This is a genomic window from Paenibacillus taiwanensis DSM 18679, from assembly GCF_000425125.1.
Classification (GTDB): Bacteria; Bacillota; Bacilli; order Paenibacillales; family Paenibacillaceae; genus Paenibacillus_B; species Paenibacillus_B taiwanensis.
Map to the genome: position 1 here is coordinate 1 of NZ_AULE01000031.1, position 17,072 is coordinate 17,072.

Here is a 17,072-nt window from a genome sequence, read left to right on the forward strand (position 1 = left end):
TCAGAGGTGCAAGCACCTCATCAACTCCGCTCGACTTGCATGTATTAGGCACGCCGCCAGCGTTCGTCCTGAGCCAGGATCAAACTCTCCATTAAAGCGAATTTCGCTACACAATCAAAAGATTGTGATCAAATTTCACTCAAGTGTTTGACTTGCTCATTTGTATTGCTGACGAGATAAATCTCGTGATTCTTAACATTCCCGTTAAATGCGTTTCATGACCGAAGTCATGTCCTTCATTCAACGTTGCTCGTTGTTCAGTTTTCAAGGAACAATTGTAAGTTACTTTCTTTTCTTCACCGCCGTTCAGCGGCGACTTAATTAATATACCACATTGCACGCTACAAGGTCAAGCACTTTTTTTAAAAAAAGTAAGTTGTAAGTTGAATCTCATCTCACATCTTTTTTGCTTGTCCCGCCCATTTCCTCGGCGGAAAATTAATATAACATATCTGGCTATACTTTTGCAAGGCTTCTATATAAGTTTATTGACTGGCAATCTGGCAACTTATTAAACAGGAATAATTTATACCTTAATACCATACCCGCTGCACTATTCCGCCCGCAGCCGTGAATTGGATCTCTTCCCCTCACCAGCACATGTTTTTTTGCACTACACGCCATTACACACCATCAGACGCATCAGATCTCATCGACCTATATCAAACCACTATGTAATCCATCTCATCCAGCAAGCTTCAAATCCCACACAAGCTCCACCATAAAAAACCACCATGTGACACGACTTATCACATGGTGGCTCACAACTTTTATTCTATTCCTCTACAACCAGATGCTCAAACTTCATGTAATCACTAGTTCTACACTCCAGCTTTAACTTCGTGCCATCCGACTCATAGCTAGTATCAAGCACATGGGCGTTCTCATTTAAATACGATACCAATTGACCTTGATCATAGGGTATTCGCATTATACATTGCACGTAGTCTTTAAAAATATGCTGACGGATCATGCTGATCAGTTCATCGATCCCCCATTTCTTCTTCGCAGAGATGTAAACCGTGTCTGTATTTGAAACGTTCTCCGGCGCAGCACCTTCCCTCAAATCGACCTTATTAAAGATATACACCATCGGAATTTCTTCAATACCAATCGCTTTTAACGTTTCATTTGTAATACGGATGTGCTGCTCGAACTCCGGATTCGAACAATCGACCACATGTAAAAGCAAATCAGCTTCACTAACTTCCTCCAATGTCGAGCGGAATGCCTTGACAAGATGATGTGGGAGCTTACTAACAAAGCCTACCGTATCCGTCAGCAGGAAACTTTTATTGTCCTCCAGCTCAATGCTGCGTACAGAAGTTTCAAGTGTGGCAAAAAGCATGTTTTTCTCAAAAACAAGTTTGTCTTTGGTCTCTGTATACAACTCAACTAACGCATTCATCACAGTAGATTTGCCTGCGTTCGTGTAACCAACTAACGATACGATCGGCAGCCCCGTCTTCTTGCGCTTTTTACGCTGCGTCTGGCGATGCGCCACCAGAACTTCAAGCTCTTTGTTCAGCATCGTAATTTTCTCTTCAATTCTACGACGATCCAGTTCGAGCTTTTTCTCCCCGACACCTTTATTCTTGGTTCCTACGCCACCACTTTGCCGCCCAAGCGATTCACGAAGACCGACGAGACGAGGCAGCATATATTGAAGCTGCGCAACTTCAACTTGAAGTTGCGCTTCCCTTGTTCTTGCCCGCTCACCAAAAATATCTAAAATGAGAATCGTACGGTCAATAACTTTAACATCCAAGTCTGATTCCAAGTTACGAATCTGTGAAGGTGAAAGTTCGTCATTAAAAATAACAAGGTTTCCGCCTTGCTCTTCTAGCATCGCCGTGACATCCTGCAACTTGCCTGTTCCAATATAATGCGATGTGTTAACACGGCTTAAATTTTGCGTCACCGTGCCTACAACTTCTACGTTGCACGCTTCCGCTAAATTGGCCAACTCCTCCATTGAATATTCAAAGTCCTTTTGATGATTTAAATTAACACCAACAATAACTGCCTTCTGCTGTTGCTCCATGAATTGTTCCATAAATGAAATCCCCCGTTCTTGTTCTAGTATGCAAATTATACGCAAAAAAACACAGACCTCTGGCCTGTGCAGGAAGTAAACGGGAATAAATGATGGCGCGTGACGTTCGCACTCACAATTCACTGCTTCACAAGTCCGTAAAGGGAACAAACCCTAATTAACGGAAAGAACATCCATCAGATAAATGACAACATCATTCAGGCTATGGCTGAACACTATACGGCGCTATGCAAAGCCCCCACTGTGAACAGTCATCCGCTGTCAACTCCTATCAGTTGATACCAGCTCTAACCTGTCATTCGTTGCGCTCACACCTCAACACCATACGTCACTGAATCATAAACATAGTGCTGCTTGAACATGCATACTTCTGCTGCAAAGTACCAAGCATCCCAATTACGTTCACTCGTATAGTATTGAAGTTAACTGATTTCGTTCATCCTGTGAAAATTCCACTATTCTAAGGCACAACAAAAGAGGGCAGGTTCGTCCCTCGCCCTCTTGTCGCACTTGTATGTCATAACAAGGTTTCCTTAAAAATAGGCAGACCAATCCCGATTACTCTGCACGCAGGCAGAGCCATTGAGCACTATTCAGTTAGTGACAAATGTGTTCAATCGGATTCTTCCTGAAAGGAAGATAGCTGCCATATTAATCATCGGAAACCCTCCGTTCTTTAAAAGTTATTTTCATGTTAGCATATAGTACCAGTCCAGAGCAAGCCTAATTCTCGTTAAGCAACCTTTGTACTGGAAACTCCGCTCGAATGCGGCAAGCCAAGTTCCCCAGTGCAAGTACAATTGCACTTGCCTGCAATAACGGACTTTGACTACACAACCAACGGCACAACTTGGCCGGCATGGACATCAATTAAGCCATAATCCGTCAATTTCAGAGACGGACTCACGGGCAAGGAATGCGTGCTGATCGACATGATCGGGTTATAATGCTCATAACCGATCGACTCCATCGCTGCACGCAGCTCCTTTATATCCTGTCCGAACTGTTCAAATGGCACTTCGGACAGGATACCGCCCACGGGCAGCGGCACATGCTTCAGCACTTCTCCGTCCACCACGACGCAGAAGCCGCCCTGCGTGCCGATTACCGTATTCGCCGCCAGTGCCATATCTGCGGCGTTATGCCCGACAACCAACAAGTTGTGGTTATCATGTGAATACGTTGTTGCGATCGCGCCGCGCTTGATCGTATTTCCGGTAATTAGACCGTAGCCACGCTGGCCATTTTTCCCGTATCGTTCAAATGTCGCCACCAGCCCGCAACCGCTTTTCTCCCATTGCAGCTCGCGGTTGATCACGTTAACCTCGCGATGGAGCTCGTTCGTATTGGTTGTGCCGTTCACTACTTCCATGACCCGACACATCTGGATTCCATCAGCAGCTTCTACATTGACAATAAAGTCAGCTTCCGTCAGCTTGTGCAGCTTCACACTCTCATAGAAATGCAGCGGAAATTGCCCCGGCTCCTGTTGCTGCAACGTATGTCGAGCTGCATCATATACAAGTGTACCGCGTTTATATACTGCATCAATCGTAAATGCATTCAAATCAGATAGCAGCACAAAGTCTGCAATTTTATTTGGACTAATCGCGCCACGGTCATGAAGCTGCATCCGACGGGCCGATGTGTATGTCGCAGCATAAATAGCACGCTCAGGACTCATCCCCATTTTAATCGCCTTACGTACAAGATGATTCAAATGACCGTCCGCCACAAAGGAATCGGCCATTACGTCGTCTGTCACAAAACAGAACAGCTCCGCCACATCCTGCTCAATTAATACCTGCATAATGTCAGGACGCATCGCCTTCTCTTGAATCTCTACAAAGCATCCGCTGCGCATCCGATCCAGCATACTCTCTACCTCTTGCTCAGTATGATCCGAATCCACCCCCGCAAACATAAAGCGGGCCAAATCCAGATCCACCAGCCTCTTCGGCGTATGCCCTTCAATGACTACATGTGGATAGTGGTCGCGAAAATGCTGTAATATCCGATTCGTCTTGCCATTGGGATCATTTAATACGGCATAGGAATCCATAATCTCACCAAGGCAGATCACACGATCTTGCTTCATCAGCTTGTCGATATCTGCCACATCAATTTCCCCGCCTGTCGTCTCTAACGACGTCGCCGGCACTGAGCTCGGAATCGCGTATAATATGTCAGCTTCGCAGCCTTGGCTAGCATCGATCATCGCCTGGACCCCTTCAAGGCCAAATACATTCGCCATCTCATGCGGCTCCGACACTACAGTGGTAACCCCATTTTTTAATATGCCATGAGAAAATGTCCTAGGTGTGATCATAGAGCTTTCGATATGAAGGTGTATATCAACCAAACCTGGAACCATATGACGCCCACGTCCATCCAAAGTTTCAGCGGCCGTAAATGTTTCTTCGCCACGAGCACCCACATACAGAAACCGACCATCCAGCACAGCTACGTTACCCTCAATAAATTGTTTCATATATACGTTATAGACTTGAACGTCCTTAATGAGCAGATCAATGTTCACCTCATGCACCCCTTCACAAGTAAAATAAAGTTCATCGTTACACCGACGTTCGCACGAGCACTACTTTCTCTTTCGGCAGTACCAGCTTCACTTGTGCACCGTGGTCAAACGCTGTTTCCATCTCACGGTTCACTGTAAATTCACCAAGCGGGGTCTCTACTTCATATTGATAGCTGCGACCGAGGAAAGTACTGATCTTCACCTTTCCCGTAATCACGTTATACCCCGCATCCAGCTCATCCATCGTTAATCCGCCAACTCCATCCGCAAGTTCGCTGTCTGTCACGACAAGCAAATCATCAGGACGAATCGCCGCTTTCATGCTGTCCGTGATTGGATGCCCCGAACGATGAACGAGCTTAATTTTCGTACCCTGTTCACCCAAGAGCGACACTTGTGCCCCATCCTGACTCATCTGTTGAATAGCTATAAAGTTGTTAAACCCGATAAAACGAGCGACGAACTCTGTTGTTGGATATTTATAAATAGTGGCTGGCGCGTCTAATTGCTCGATAACACCTTTGTTCATAATCGCCACCTTGTCCGAAATAGAGAAACACTCTTCTTGGTCATGAGAAACGTACACCGTCGTAATACCCAACTGCTTCTGGATGCGGCGAATCTCCACACGCATATTTACACGCAAGTTCGCGTCCAAGTTGCTGAGCGGCTCGTCGAACAGCAGCAAATCAGGCTGGATCACAAGCGCACGGGCAATCGCGACACGCTGGCGCTGACCACCTGATAATTCGCCCGGGTAGCGCTTCTCGAACCCTTGCAGGCTGACAACCTCAAGCATGGCGTGGACTTTTTTGTCTATCTCTTCCTTATTTGCCTTACGCAGACGTAATCCATAAGCAACGTTATCAAATACCGTCATGTGCGGAAACAGGGCATAGCTTTGGAACACAAACCCGAAATTGCGCTTATTGACCGGCACACGTGTGTAATCCTTCCCTTCAAACATAAACTTGCCGTCCTTGGCTTCCAAAAATCCCGCAATTAGGCGAAGTGTTGTCGTCTTGCCGCATCCAGAAGGGCCGAGTAAGGAGATAAGCTCTCCCTTCTCGATATTTAAATTGAAGTTTTCCAGAATTAAATTTTTCTCATAAGCTACCGATATATTTTGAAGTGATAACAGTTCCACGTTGTATTCCCTCCGTTTGTCAGCCGTTATGGTGTCATAGAAACTTTGTAGAGACTTTGTATTCCAGCCGATCTGTCTTTTATTTCTTCGTAAAGTAGGACAATCCCATCAAACGTTCGATCAATATCATCAATACGCCTGTCACTACCATTAAGAGCACCGAAATGGCCGCAATGGTCGGATCAAAATAATTTTCCACGTAGGTCAGCATTTGAATAGGCAGTGTACTAACCCCTGGACCCGTCATAAATACTGAAATATCTACATTGTTAAACGACTCTAAAAACGCAAGCAGCACTCCGGCAATCAGGCCGGAACGAATATTAGGCAGCACAACCGTAAAGAAGGTTTTCAGTCGCGAAGCGCCCAGACTCATGGAAGCTTCCTCAATTGCGTAGTCAAAGTTCGATAAGCTTGATGCGATCACACGAATAATAAACGGCAGCATTAGCACCACGTGCCCTATAAGCAGGCTGGAATAGATCGGCAGATCAAATTTCACAACCAAATACTTTAACATCGTAAAGCCAAGTACGACACCTGGAATAAGAATCGGTGATATAAAAATGGAATTTAACAGTCCCTTCCCACGGAATTCGCCGCGACTTAGCGCGTATGCGGCTGGCACACCGAGCAGAAGTGCAATTAGATTACCGATCAGTGCAACCACAATTGTGACTTTAAATGTTTCCATAAACATATCTACATCAAAAATATTTTGATACCATCGGAGGGAGAACCCTTCCGGCGGGAATTTAAGTATCGTGCTGTCCCCGAACGACGTAGCCATAATGATAACTAGCGGTCCCAGGAGGAAAATAAACACTAGCGCCGTAAAGACGGCAAGTCCGCGATGCTTCTCCTTCATGTTCGTTACCCCTTCGGATTTAATTTGCGTGCGAGCTTATTCATCAAGCCAATAATGACAAAGGTTACAACGATCATTACCGTGGCAATGATGGAAGCCATATACCAGTCATTCAAGGTCATCGCATTTTGATAAAGGAAAGTAGCGACAACACGTTGTTTACCGCCCAGAAGCTGCGGTGTCGTATAAGCGGTCAAGCTTCCGACAAAGACCAAAATACTGCCAACAATTAAACCAGGAACACATAGCGGCACAATAATGTTCATAAAGCCTTTAAGCCGTGATGCCCCCAGACTTTCGGAAGCGCGCAGCAAATCTCCATCGATATTTTCCATTACTCCTACCAACGAAATAATCATAAGCGGCAAAAACAGATGAATGAGACCAATAACCATCGCGGTTGGCGTATATAAAATTTTGAGAGGTTCATCGATAAGGCCGATGCCCGTCAAGATGTTGTTGACGATACCATTTTTCCCGAGAATAACCATCCAGCTAAAGGAGCGTACAATGGCACTAGTCAATAGCGGGAATAGGGCCAGCGCCAGCAGGATGCCTTTTGTTCTGGCCTTGGTCTTCGAGATATAATAGGCGGTCGGGAATCCGAGCACAATACAGACAATCGTAGTGATCACACTTACTTGGAGTGTCGTTCCTAGTATTTTCAAAATATAAGGGTCACCTAGCAGCTTCACGTACCCTTGAATCGTAAACCCACCATCCTGAAAAAAAGTCGAACCAATCGTCATAAAAATCGGAACGATCATAAATAAAGTCAGGAACAACAGTCCCGGAAGCATTAAGAGCCATAAATACACTTTCTTCATCGTTGACCTTCTCCCGTTGTCAAAATATCTCGTTAATCGGCATTTGCCTTGTTATTGCTCAAATACCTCTCTAACTACGAACATAGATAATGCGCAGTCCTCAAATATACTTATTGCTTAATCAAATTAATAAATTGGTGGATGAACCGTTCGCTATCTACGTCAAGGCACACGTTTACGTTCGGAATATGCCCCAGACGATTTTGGAAGTCGCATACCGTCTGCCCGTCGCACAACTCACTCTTTGTTTCTACATCTACGTACAGCTTTTGGGTGACGACAAGTGTTGGATCGATTGCTGCCCCTACCGCTAACGGATCATGCAGCGCACAGGCGTTAATGCCATTTCGCTCCCGATAACGGTCCATATAATCCTTTGTGCATTGGCGCACGATCGGTCCAAGCTCGGTCCCGTCCATCTCTTGCAGATGCTGCTCGCTCAGCAAGGCTTGGCGTGTCACATCAAGCCCAACCATCGTCAGATCAAAACCCGCTTCCAGCACCATACGTGCTGCTTCAGGATCAACATAGATGTTGTACTCCGCCGTCGGCGTCACATTGCCGAATGAACGAACAACGCCACCCATCATGACTACCCGCTTGATCAGCTGCGGCAGCTCTGGACACATCCGAACGGCTATCGCCAGATTCGTCAGCGGTGCTGTCATAATAAGCTCCAGCTCGCCCTTGTATGCTTTAGCTTGCTCGATAATAAAAGCAGCAGCATGCGGCAGTTCCTCAGACAATGGAGGAAGTTCTACGTTAGATAATGCACCGCCAAGTCCATCACGACCATGAACGTGATGTTCAAAAAATAAAGGCCTGAGTAGCGGACGATCTGCACCAGGGATAACGGGTATGTCTTCATACGCGATTTCACCCCTGTTGAGCCGTTCTTGGTTTAGCGCAAACAGTATTTTGCGTGTATTTAATGTTGCTTGAGACAAGGAGACGTTACCGCTAACAGTTGTGATGCCAAGCAGCCTCAGGGCATCACTTTTTACAGCCATCATAATGGCAAGTGCGTCATCAACTCCCGTATCCACATCCATAATAACGGGTCTTACTCTCTCAAGTTTGTCCATCCTATGTTAAGACCTCCTTTTATAAGGAACTTGATCCAATGCTATCGCTTCCCCACGCCGCACATCGTATTATGATTCATCTAGTTAGGCCAAGGCCACAGAAAAGGGAGGGGTGCTTACGCCGCCCTCCCTCCAAATTGCTAGCTACTCCATTTCACGGTTCCAGCGATCGATCCAGCCGCTCATTTCTTGATTTACTTTACGAAGGTCGAGCAGCTTCAATTTTTCAACAACTTCAGCCCCATACGTCATCCCTTTGGCTTGCTCGTCTGTCAGCTTAACCAACTTGTTCGTTGGAGAATCAACACGCTGCTCGGCATTAGCCTGTTGGACTTGTTGGCTTAAGTGCCAGTTAATGAACTTTTCTGCCAACTCTTTATTTTTTGATCCCTTAACGACATTAACTGTATTCAACAGTGCATACGCGCCCTCTTTTGGCGTGATGTACTTCGCTGAAGGAACTGCCTCCGATACACTTCCGTAGAACGTATCCTGCATCGGCGCTACAACCACTTCGCCTTGAGCAAACATATTAACCAAATCAGCAGACTTCGAGTAATATTTGACGACACCAGGATTAATTTCCTTTAATGCTTTAAATGCTGCATCCGTGTTCATCTCTTGATTACCTGCGTGCTTCGCTGCAATATCCATCAACATTGGCCCAGTCGTAATCGTGATGTTTGGCAAAGCGAGCTTGTTTTTAAACTCTGCTTTCCACAAATCACTCCATGACTCGACTGGCGTCTTCACTTGATCACCGTTCACAACTAGTCCGAGCTGCGCTACGGTATGGGCAGGGCCATACTCTTTGCCCAGCGGCGCCTTTGCAATCTCATACAAGTTTTCAATGTTAGGGATGTTTTTGTGGTCAATCTTCTCAAACAAGCCCTCTTCAATACCTTGCAGCGCATAATAGTCGGACAAGTAGATCAAGTCTACTTTAGAGCTGCCTTGGCGAACTTTATTTAAGCGATCCGTATTGTTACCGATCTCCGTTACAATCTTTACGTTATATTCTTTCTCAAATGGCTCATACACATTTTTACGCATAGCATCTTCAGCAAATCCCCAAGTTGAGATGACAAGTTCTGTCGGCTTGCTGCTGCCTTCTTCCTTGCCGCTCCCGCAAGCAGCGAGAAGCGTACCAAATGTCAGAACGACGGTGAGTAGTAAAGCCAGCTTTTTCATTAACGTATGTCCCCCTAGATGCTTAACTTTGTATAAGAAGAGTGGTTCTTTTCAACATGGACAAGAATAGCACAGTTCCATGCACACTTCAAGGTTTTTTACGAACAATTTTACAATTATATTGCATCATCGTTCGCCTTTAACATAATTTAACCCTATATTCAACCGCCTAAAAGTGTAAAAATTAAATAAAATACGGTTTTACCTTCTAAATTCCGTCCACTGCACCTGGATGATCAACCAAATCCTGTTCTGATGCAGCCGGATCATTTTTTATAAATTGGTTATCGATAACAATTAGTCCCTATCTCATACGTTACTGCTCAACTTCTCACCTTCTCAACTGCTGCCGCCCAGAAAAAAGCGCCCCAGCCATTGCTGACTGTTGCGCTTCAACTTCCTTACTAGCCTAATAATTCTGCATTGGTATCAATGTCCGCCGCCCATCATGATGTAACGTGCTAGTACAAGGACAAACAGAATCCACATCATCCAATGAATCTTATACTTTTCCGTTGCCTTACCAGATACATTCGCCACAAAAGCAAGTAATACGTAAGACAAAATTCCGAATGAAATACCGTTAGCAATGCTGTACGTAAATGGCATAAAGGCTACTGTTAAAAATGCCGGAATACCAATGACAAGGTCATTGAAGTTAATGTCTCGCACGGACTGCATCATCAACACACCTACGACGATTAACGCTGCTGCTGTTGCAGATCCTGGGATCAACGCAATGATTGGAGCGATAAACAAGGACAACAAGAAACATACACCTGTCGTTACAGCTGTTAACCCTGTGCGACCGCCTGCTGCAACACCTGCGGAGCTTTCAACAAAGGCAGTTACCGTAGAAGTACCCAGTACAGCGCCACCGCCTACAGCGATCGAATCTACGAACATCGCTTTACCGACACGCTTCTTGCCTTCTTCCGGGTTCTTCATGTAGCCTGCACGGTTCGCTGTGCCTATCAAGGTACCAAATGTGTCAAACAACTCCACAAACGTAAACGTTAGTATAATCGATACAATTCCGACACCTAGTAAGCCTGAAAAATCAAACTCGAACACATTTAGTTGTCCCAAGTCAGGAATCCACGGTGTCTTGGACACGTCATTTAGACTGTCAAAGGAAACAACCCCCATAAAGATGCCGATAACGGTAGTTCCCAAAATACCAAACAAAATCGCTCCCGGCACATTCATGACCATTAGAACGGAAATTAAAGCGAGACCGATAATAGTCAGGAGCACTTGAGGATCTGTGAAGCTACCGATACCAAATACCGTCTCAAAGCCCTTCAGCGGTGTAAATACACCCTTGCCAATATCGTTAACAGATTCAACCGATACAGAAAGCAATCCACTATTTTTGAGGCCTACGATAGTAATAAAGAGACCGATACCTACTGTTATCGCATGCTTCAAGCCGTCTGGCACTGCTTCAATCAGCTGCTGTCGAATATTCGTAATCGTTAAAAGGAAGAAAATAATACCTGACACAAATACTGCGGTTAAAGCAATCTGCCAGGTCACCGGATGATCTGTTGCTGCTGTAGATACGATGACCGATGCAAAGTATGCATTCAGCCCCATCCCAGGAGCAAGTGCTACAGGGAAATTAACGAAAATACCCATCGCAATCGTAAAAATACCACCAGCAATTGCAGTTGCTAGAAATACGGGATACCACTCCATGCCCGTCTTGCCGAAACCTGTCAAAATGTCAGGGTTAATAGCCAAGATGTAGGCCATCGTCATAAACGTTGTTATACCCGCCATAATTTCCGTTCTGATCGTTGACCCATGCTCCTTAATTTTGAAGAAGCGTTCCATAAGTGTTACATCCTCCCCATGAGAAATCTCATATTGTGTGTACCCGAACATGCACCGAATTAGTCATTTGCTATATATCGGGCATTCGCCTGACAACAAAAAATAGCCCAAGGAATTAGATTCCAGGGCTACTGAACAAGATGATGGACGCTAAGCCAGCCAAATGGCAAACCTAGCACCCCCTCAATCGATAACGTATCGTAAAGGTGGCCGTGTCCGTTCATCTTCTCGTAGCCAAGTCATTTACGGTGACCTTGTAGAGACTCTCGGGCCAATTCCCGAGATTATACGAAAAGGAGTTTCTGTTTTTGTTGTACATGTTTATTTTAGTGATAGGCTCGAATTTTGTCAACAAAAATCACGAATGATAAATAGATCACACATTGCGAATGTTCGTTATTTGCTCAAACCCTCCAAAATTTCATTCATTTGTTTAATATGTCGTTGTTCATGTATGTACAGCGATCTGACCCACTCCATTAATGTCATCTCTTTAAAGACCGGATGTGTAAAATGTCTTCTATTCAATAGTGTCGGATCTTCTACTGCGCTTAATATCTCATATAACTTCTCTCTTGACTGGTTTAATCCGTTACTAATTTCTTGACAGCCTATAATGATGTCGGCGGGTTTTGCAATGTCAGGAGCATCGATTTTGTTGCTCCTATCCAGTAGAAATTGTAATGGTTTATTTTCTATAAATGAATCTTCGTCGCTCTTTAATCCTCTCTTTATGGCAACACTATATAATTCTTCTGTCTTCATTAAATGCTGACAAATTTGGCTTATGCTCCAACTGCTTGTGTCTTTGCGTGCGCTTAATTGTTCTTTATTTAATCCGCTCACAATAGCTAATAACTCTTCTCTTGTTTCTTCTAAATGTAGTTTGATTTCTTGAAGCTCCATAACCATCTTCCTTTCTAATATCATTTGTGGATCGTTCCCATAATAGTATTGTGTCTAATAAGCGGAGAGTCTCACATTACGATACATGATTATGTTGGACTATAACTTTCTTCTCTTGAATGGGGCTTTTTTTAACATCTAAAATCGTAATTATCCATGTTTTGATAAATTATTTCTTTAACAGCTGGAATTTCCCACTCATTTACTTGCAGTAATGCCGTTTTTAGTGCAGCTTCAGCAGGCAAACGAGCAGTATCGGGTGATTCCATTTGTAGCACTTTTAGTTGCTTAGCTGTTCCTTGCCCAGGAAAGGAGGTATGAATTTCCTCTTCTAAAGTTACCTCTGCCTTCTTGCCTATATCTATCTTTTCCTTTGTAGTTAACCACAATGCTTCATATTGCTTATTATGCGAAGGTGCAATCGAAACAATTAAAATTGAAGTTGTTGTATTTTTTACAACATATCCCACCATAGTATATTCATTTTCCTCTACGTTTTTCATATCACCCTCCTGACATCCAACGAAAATAAGAAAAAAATGACAATTAATATGAACCTTACAGGCATCCTCACACTCTCCCTTTATTTCAAACCAAGAAGATTGTAAAATTCATGGATGTATTATCACCAGATAGGAGTATCTGTAGATCTGCTATTACCAGAGTAAATAGAATGATTGCTCATGCCTCGCTAGTCTCAAATTTGAAGTCGTTCTAATAAAATTTGCTTTTATTCTTAAATGTATGCCTCATCTCATTCAACAGATGTCCCAACATACCTACATTTATCATGAATAGCTAATTCAGAATATATATCAAAATGGAAAAAATAAACATGATAATTTTTACATTTTAAAATCTTACAATCTGATTCTTAGCTATATTGGATAAGTAATAGTCGTAAAATAGTTGCATGAAATTTAGCTTGTGTGCAACTTTCACATACTCATACCACTTTATTATTATTCTTGCTTGGTAGTAGTAACCGGAATTCATGACAGCGAAGAAGCTAAAAACTTATATTTCTTGATATTTGTGTTGTTCTTCATTCCCCCTACTCTTTCTCCTTTCATATTCGTACGGTGCTACCGAAATTCAAACCAAACTGTTTCCACCGTAATTTATCCCCAAAAGCTACTGACATACTCAATGTATTGAAAATATGTCCTATTCTATTCTTTCTGGCGTTACAATATTATGTTTTTGTTCGTATGGGCCACAAAATAGTGGCATCATACTGCCATAAGGATATAAACTCCAATATTTTCCTTCATTATACCTCCAGTATCATAAAGGTCTTCCCAAAAAAGCTAACTTAGTAATGTTTGGCACTTCTAGACTTTCGCAGACTTTGTTGCGGTTACAACTTCATGGATATGAAGGTATGAAGCGAACATACACAGCCCCACCTGTGAGGAAGCCGTAACTCGATAAGTGATATTTCTTGCATTCATCGGGACATTTAAATGGCGTAAACACATGTTGATCCCGATTTATAGGGGAGAGCACATTTTTCCAAAAAAACGAACCCCTCATACACCCCATTCATAGCGTATACGGGTAGTGACACAATTAAAAAACGGAAGGATTGATCCGATTGTCTCAAGCGAATATTCCGAATATTACCCCGAGCATTACCATTTCAAGAGATGACGCATTAAATTTGCTGTTATCATCGATTGCAATCGAAGAGTTAGGATTGGGTCATGTCATTAATGCCGAGGCGGAAAAGATTCAATACGCTGTCGGTACGTTACCAGGACTCACGGTTCCAGCAACAATTAGCGATCTACTTGCTGTTGATGCAAGTGTAAAAAGCACTTTGCAGGAATTAATCAAGAAAGAAATGCTGCTCCAATCCAAACTGGAAAACATACTAGCTGCTCCTTCTTTAACAGGTCCTACAGGCGCCACGGGCGCTACTGGGCCGTCTGGAGGACCAGTAGGACCAACGGGACCGACTGGTGCTGGAGTCACTGGGGCTACTGGACCTGCTGGTGCAACTGGGGCTACAGGAGCCATTGGCCCTACAGGGCCGAGCGGCGCTACAGGGCCGAGCGGCGCTACGGGTGCTACTGGCGCTGACGGTGCCGCTGGTGCTACTGGTGCGACAGGTGTCGGGGCTACTGGGCCGACTGGCGCTACGGGTATAGGTATTACAGGTCCAACAGGCACACTCGCAGGAGTTCACGGTAGCTTTGGTAACATCACGAATGCAGGCCCATTTGTACCAGGTATTCCCACTAATGGAACTGTTATCCCAGTGACTTTTGCCAGCCCGGCCCCTATCAATACGCCTGGTGCTTTTACCCTCAATCCAGATGGTTCTGTTACTGTTAATGTGGCAGGGATATATCAAATATCAGCGATGGTTAACCTTGCACCGGGAGAATCAGGAGATTTCGGAATACAGCTCAATGGGGGTGGAATACTAACTCCATATATGAATTCATTTGGAAATCTAGGGAATACTACTGGAACAACTCAACTGAATCTGACTAATATTCTTAGTGTTGCTGCAGGTGATATTGTTTCGATAGGTTTAGTTGGTAGCGCCACTTCGCCAGTCTCACTTTCATTTGCACCTAATATCATTGGCACTAATGCGTCTACACTGACGTTTGTACAAATCGGTTAGTTCTTATCTTATCTGAGAAGAGATTGACTCAAAACGGCTTAGTATGAAATGTTGGATACTGAAGTGCTCCCCTATTCTGGGGGGCACTTTGTCTTTCCGAGACGAGCAACATCAAGTAATCCCTATTGTAACAGCATCTTTTTAATCAAAAAAATACTCCCTTCCGTTTGCAAAACATTGCAAATAGAAGAGAGTATGTTTATAAATTGTATAGCTTTATTGTTGCAGCTTTGCGTAGAACTTCATTGCTCTCTATACTATAACCCCTTATTCATTAAGGATGTATGGATGATGTATAGGGAATTACAGCATGATTCGTCCATCTATTCCCACTCAATCGTTGCTGGTGGCTTTGATGTTACGTCGTACACGATACGGTTAACATTGTCCACTTCGTTAACGATACGAACAGAGATTTTCTCAAGCACGTCCCAAGGGATACGCGCCCAGTCTGCTGTCATGCCGTCGATAGACGTAACAGCACGGATACCTACAGTGTAGGAATACGTACGTGCATCACCCATAACGCCAACACTCTTCATGTCAGGCAGCGCTGTGAAATACTGCCAGATCTCTTGATCCAATCCGGCCTTAGCAATCTCTTCGCGCAAAATCGCATCAGACTCGCGCACGATCGTAAGCTTGTCCTCTGTTACTTCGCCCAATACACGAATCGCAAGTCCTGGACCTGGGAATGGCTGACGCCATACAATCGCATGCGGCATACCAAGCTCTTCGCCCACTTTACGTACTTCGTCCTTGAACAATGCATTCAAAGGCTCGATTAGCTTAAACTTCATATCTTCCGGCAAACCGCCAACGTTGTGGTGCGACTTGATCGTTTGTGCGGTAGCTGTTCCGCTCTCTACGATGTCTGTATACAACGTACCTTGCGCCAAGAAGTCAAATTCGCCCAGTTTGGCGGACTCTTCATCGAAGCAATAAATAAATTCGTTGCCGATAATTTTGCGCTTCTGCTCTGGGTCAGATACACCAGCCAGCTTGCCCATAAAGCGTGCACGCGCATCGATCTTGATGACGTTAAGGCCGAATTTCCCGCTAAACGTCTCCATTACACCTTCCGCTTCGTCTTTGCGGAGCAGACCGTGATCAATAAACATACAAGTTAATTGATCGCCAATGGCACGGTGGATCAGCATTGCTACAACAGAAGAATCAACGCCGCCGCTTAATGCACACAACACTTTGCGGTCGCCCACCGTTGTACGGATTTCTTCAATTTTATCTTCAATAAAGGATTCCATCGTCCAGTCGCCGTGGCACTTACAGACGTCAAACAGGAAATTGTGAATCATCTCGTTCCCTTTGACAGAGTGACGCACTTCAGGATGGAATTGAACTGCATAGAAGTTTTTCTCGGGATGGCTCATCGCTGCAATTGGTGCATGCTCTGTGCTGGCATCAATCTGGAAGCCTTTTGGAAGTTCCACCACCAGGTCGCCGTGGCTCATCCATACGGTCTGGCTTGCTTCCAAACCTTTGATCAGACTGCTGTTCTCTTTAAATACAACGTCGGATTTCCCGTACTCTCGCTTACCCGCACGTTGTACTTTGCCTTCCATCTGATGGGACATCAATTGCATACCGTAACAAATGCCAAAGATCGGAAGTCCAAGGTCATAAATAGCTGGATCTACATGCGGTGCATTTTCCTCATACACGCTCGAAGGTCCGCCAGAGAATACGATCCCTTTCGGATTCATTTCCTTAATCTTATCAACTGGTGTGTTATACGGAATCAATTCACTGTATACACCCAAGTCGCGAATACGACGTGCAATTAACTGATTGTATTGTCCACCGAAGTCAAGCACAACAATCATTTCATGATGCTTACTCATTAACGACGTGCCTCCTTGAAATATAATGAAAATGACAAGCTTTATTACCAACGCTCACACAAGCATCAAGCCCATGCAGCGATAGTTATCTCATTTGTTGAAAGTAAAGCTGCG

The 17,072-nt window shown here is 44.3% G+C and carries 12 protein-coding genes, 1 rRNA gene and 1 riboswitch; of the genes, 1 reads left to right on the forward strand and 12 read right to left on the reverse strand.

Features of this window, described 5'->3' with window-relative positions:
• From H509_RS0107690 to H509_RS0107740, 11 genes are all read right to left on the reverse strand, one after another.
• Window positions 1–95, reverse strand: a 16S ribosomal RNA gene (locus H509_RS0107690); the annotation flags it as partial.
• 680 nt (window positions 96–775) lie between these two features.
• The gene (hflX, locus tag H509_RS0107695) at window positions 776–2,056 is read right to left on the reverse strand and encodes a GTPase HflX (protein WP_028544573.1); all 1,281 of its coding nucleotides are present in this window, start codon (window positions 2,054–2,056) and stop codon (window positions 776–778) included.
• An 829-nt stretch (window positions 2,057–2,885) separates the two neighbouring features.
• Entirely contained in the window at window positions 2,886–4,595 is a 1,710-nt protein-coding gene (locus tag H509_RS0107700) for an adenine deaminase (protein ID WP_028544574.1), read from the reverse strand.
• 37 nt (window positions 4,596–4,632) lie between these two features.
• The gene (locus H509_RS0107705; protein ID WP_028544575.1) at window positions 4,633–5,742 is read right to left on the reverse strand and encodes an ABC transporter ATP-binding protein; all 1,110 of its coding nucleotides are present in this window, start codon (window positions 5,740–5,742) and stop codon (window positions 4,633–4,635) included.
• A gap of 79 nt (window positions 5,743–5,821) precedes the next feature.
• Window positions 5,822–6,610, reverse strand: a complete 789-nt coding sequence (locus H509_RS0107710) for an ABC transporter permease (RefSeq protein ID WP_028544576.1) — start codon at window positions 6,608–6,610, stop codon at window positions 5,822–5,824.
• A 5-nt stretch (window positions 6,611–6,615) separates the two neighbouring features.
• Window positions 6,616–7,437 (reverse strand): ABC transporter permease, encoded by an 822-nt coding sequence (locus H509_RS0107715; protein ID WP_028544577.1) that lies wholly within the window; start codon window positions 7,435–7,437, stop codon window positions 6,616–6,618.
• 110 nt (window positions 7,438–7,547) lie between these two features.
• A complete protein-coding gene (locus H509_RS0107720) occupies window positions 7,548–8,522 on the reverse strand; it encodes a nucleoside hydrolase (RefSeq protein ID WP_028544578.1) in 975 nt (324 codons plus the stop codon).
• 144 nt (window positions 8,523–8,666) lie between these two features.
• Complete coding sequence (locus tag H509_RS0107725) at window positions 8,667–9,713, reverse strand: ABC transporter substrate-binding protein (RefSeq protein ID WP_028544579.1); 1,047 nt, start codon at window positions 9,711–9,713, stop codon at window positions 8,667–8,669.
• 429 nt (window positions 9,714–10,142) lie between these two features.
• Entirely contained in the window at window positions 10,143–11,552 is a 1,410-nt protein-coding gene (locus tag H509_RS0107730; RefSeq protein ID WP_028544580.1) for an NCS2 family permease, read from the reverse strand.
• A gap of 211 nt (window positions 11,553–11,763) precedes the next feature.
• Window positions 11,764–11,864: riboswitch (purine riboswitch) on the reverse strand.
• A gap of 84 nt (window positions 11,865–11,948) precedes the next feature.
• Window positions 11,949–12,458, reverse strand: a complete 510-nt coding sequence (locus H509_RS0107735; RefSeq protein ID WP_028544581.1) for a DinB family protein — start codon at window positions 12,456–12,458, stop codon at window positions 11,949–11,951.
• A gap of 131 nt (window positions 12,459–12,589) precedes the next feature.
• Window positions 12,590–12,961 (reverse strand): DUF3221 domain-containing protein, encoded by a 372-nt coding sequence (locus H509_RS0107740; protein WP_028544582.1) that lies wholly within the window; start codon window positions 12,959–12,961, stop codon window positions 12,590–12,592.
• A gap of 1,094 nt (window positions 12,962–14,055) precedes the next feature.
• Between H509_RS0107740 and H509_RS28160 the strand changes: the two genes are divergently transcribed.
• Window positions 14,056–15,096, forward strand: coding sequence for an alpha-helical endospore appendage domain-containing protein (locus H509_RS28160; RefSeq protein WP_028544583.1), 1,041 nt, complete (start codon window positions 14,056–14,058; stop codon window positions 15,094–15,096).
• Between the two features lie 323 nt (window positions 15,097–15,419).
• On the opposite strand, the gene guaA is transcribed toward H509_RS28160, so the two are convergent.
• On the reverse strand, window positions 15,420–16,958 hold the full coding sequence (gene guaA / locus H509_RS0107750; RefSeq protein ID WP_028544584.1) for a glutamine-hydrolyzing GMP synthase: 1,539 nt from the start codon (window positions 16,956–16,958) through the stop codon (window positions 15,420–15,422).
• Window positions 16,959–17,072 lie beyond the last annotated feature (114 nt).

Excerpts from the sequence above, each read along its gene's own strand:
- hflX (WP_028544573.1), bottom strand. The coding sequence starts at position 2,056 with ATGGAACAATTCATGGAGCAACAGCAGAAGGCAGTTATTGTTGGTGTT.
- H509_RS0107710 (WP_028544576.1), bottom strand. The coding sequence starts at position 6,610 with ATGAAGGAGAAGCATCGCGGACTTGCCGTCTTTACGGCGCTAGTGTTT.
- H509_RS0107715 (WP_028544577.1), bottom strand. The coding sequence starts at position 7,437 with ATGAAGAAAGTGTATTTATGGCTCTTAATGCTTCCGGGACTGTTGTTC.
- H509_RS0107720 (WP_028544578.1), bottom strand. The coding sequence starts at position 8,522 with ATGGACAAACTTGAGAGAGTAAGACCCGTTATTATGGATGTGGATACG.
- H509_RS0107725 (WP_028544579.1), bottom strand. The coding sequence starts at position 9,713 with ATGAAAAAGCTGGCTTTACTACTCACCGTCGTTCTGACATTTGGTACG.
- H509_RS0107730 (WP_028544580.1), bottom strand. The coding sequence starts at position 11,552 with ATGGAACGCTTCTTCAAAATTAAGGAGCATGGGTCAACGATCAGAACG.
- H509_RS0107735 (WP_028544581.1), bottom strand. The coding sequence starts at position 12,458 with ATGGAGCTTCAAGAAATCAAACTACATTTAGAAGAAACAAGAGAAGAG.
- H509_RS0107740 (WP_028544582.1), bottom strand. The coding sequence starts at position 12,961 with ATGAAAAACGTAGAGGAAAATGAATATACTATGGTGGGATATGTTGTA.
- guaA (WP_028544584.1), bottom strand. The coding sequence starts at position 16,958 with ATGAGTAAGCATCATGAAATGATTGTTGTGCTTGACTTCGGTGGACAA.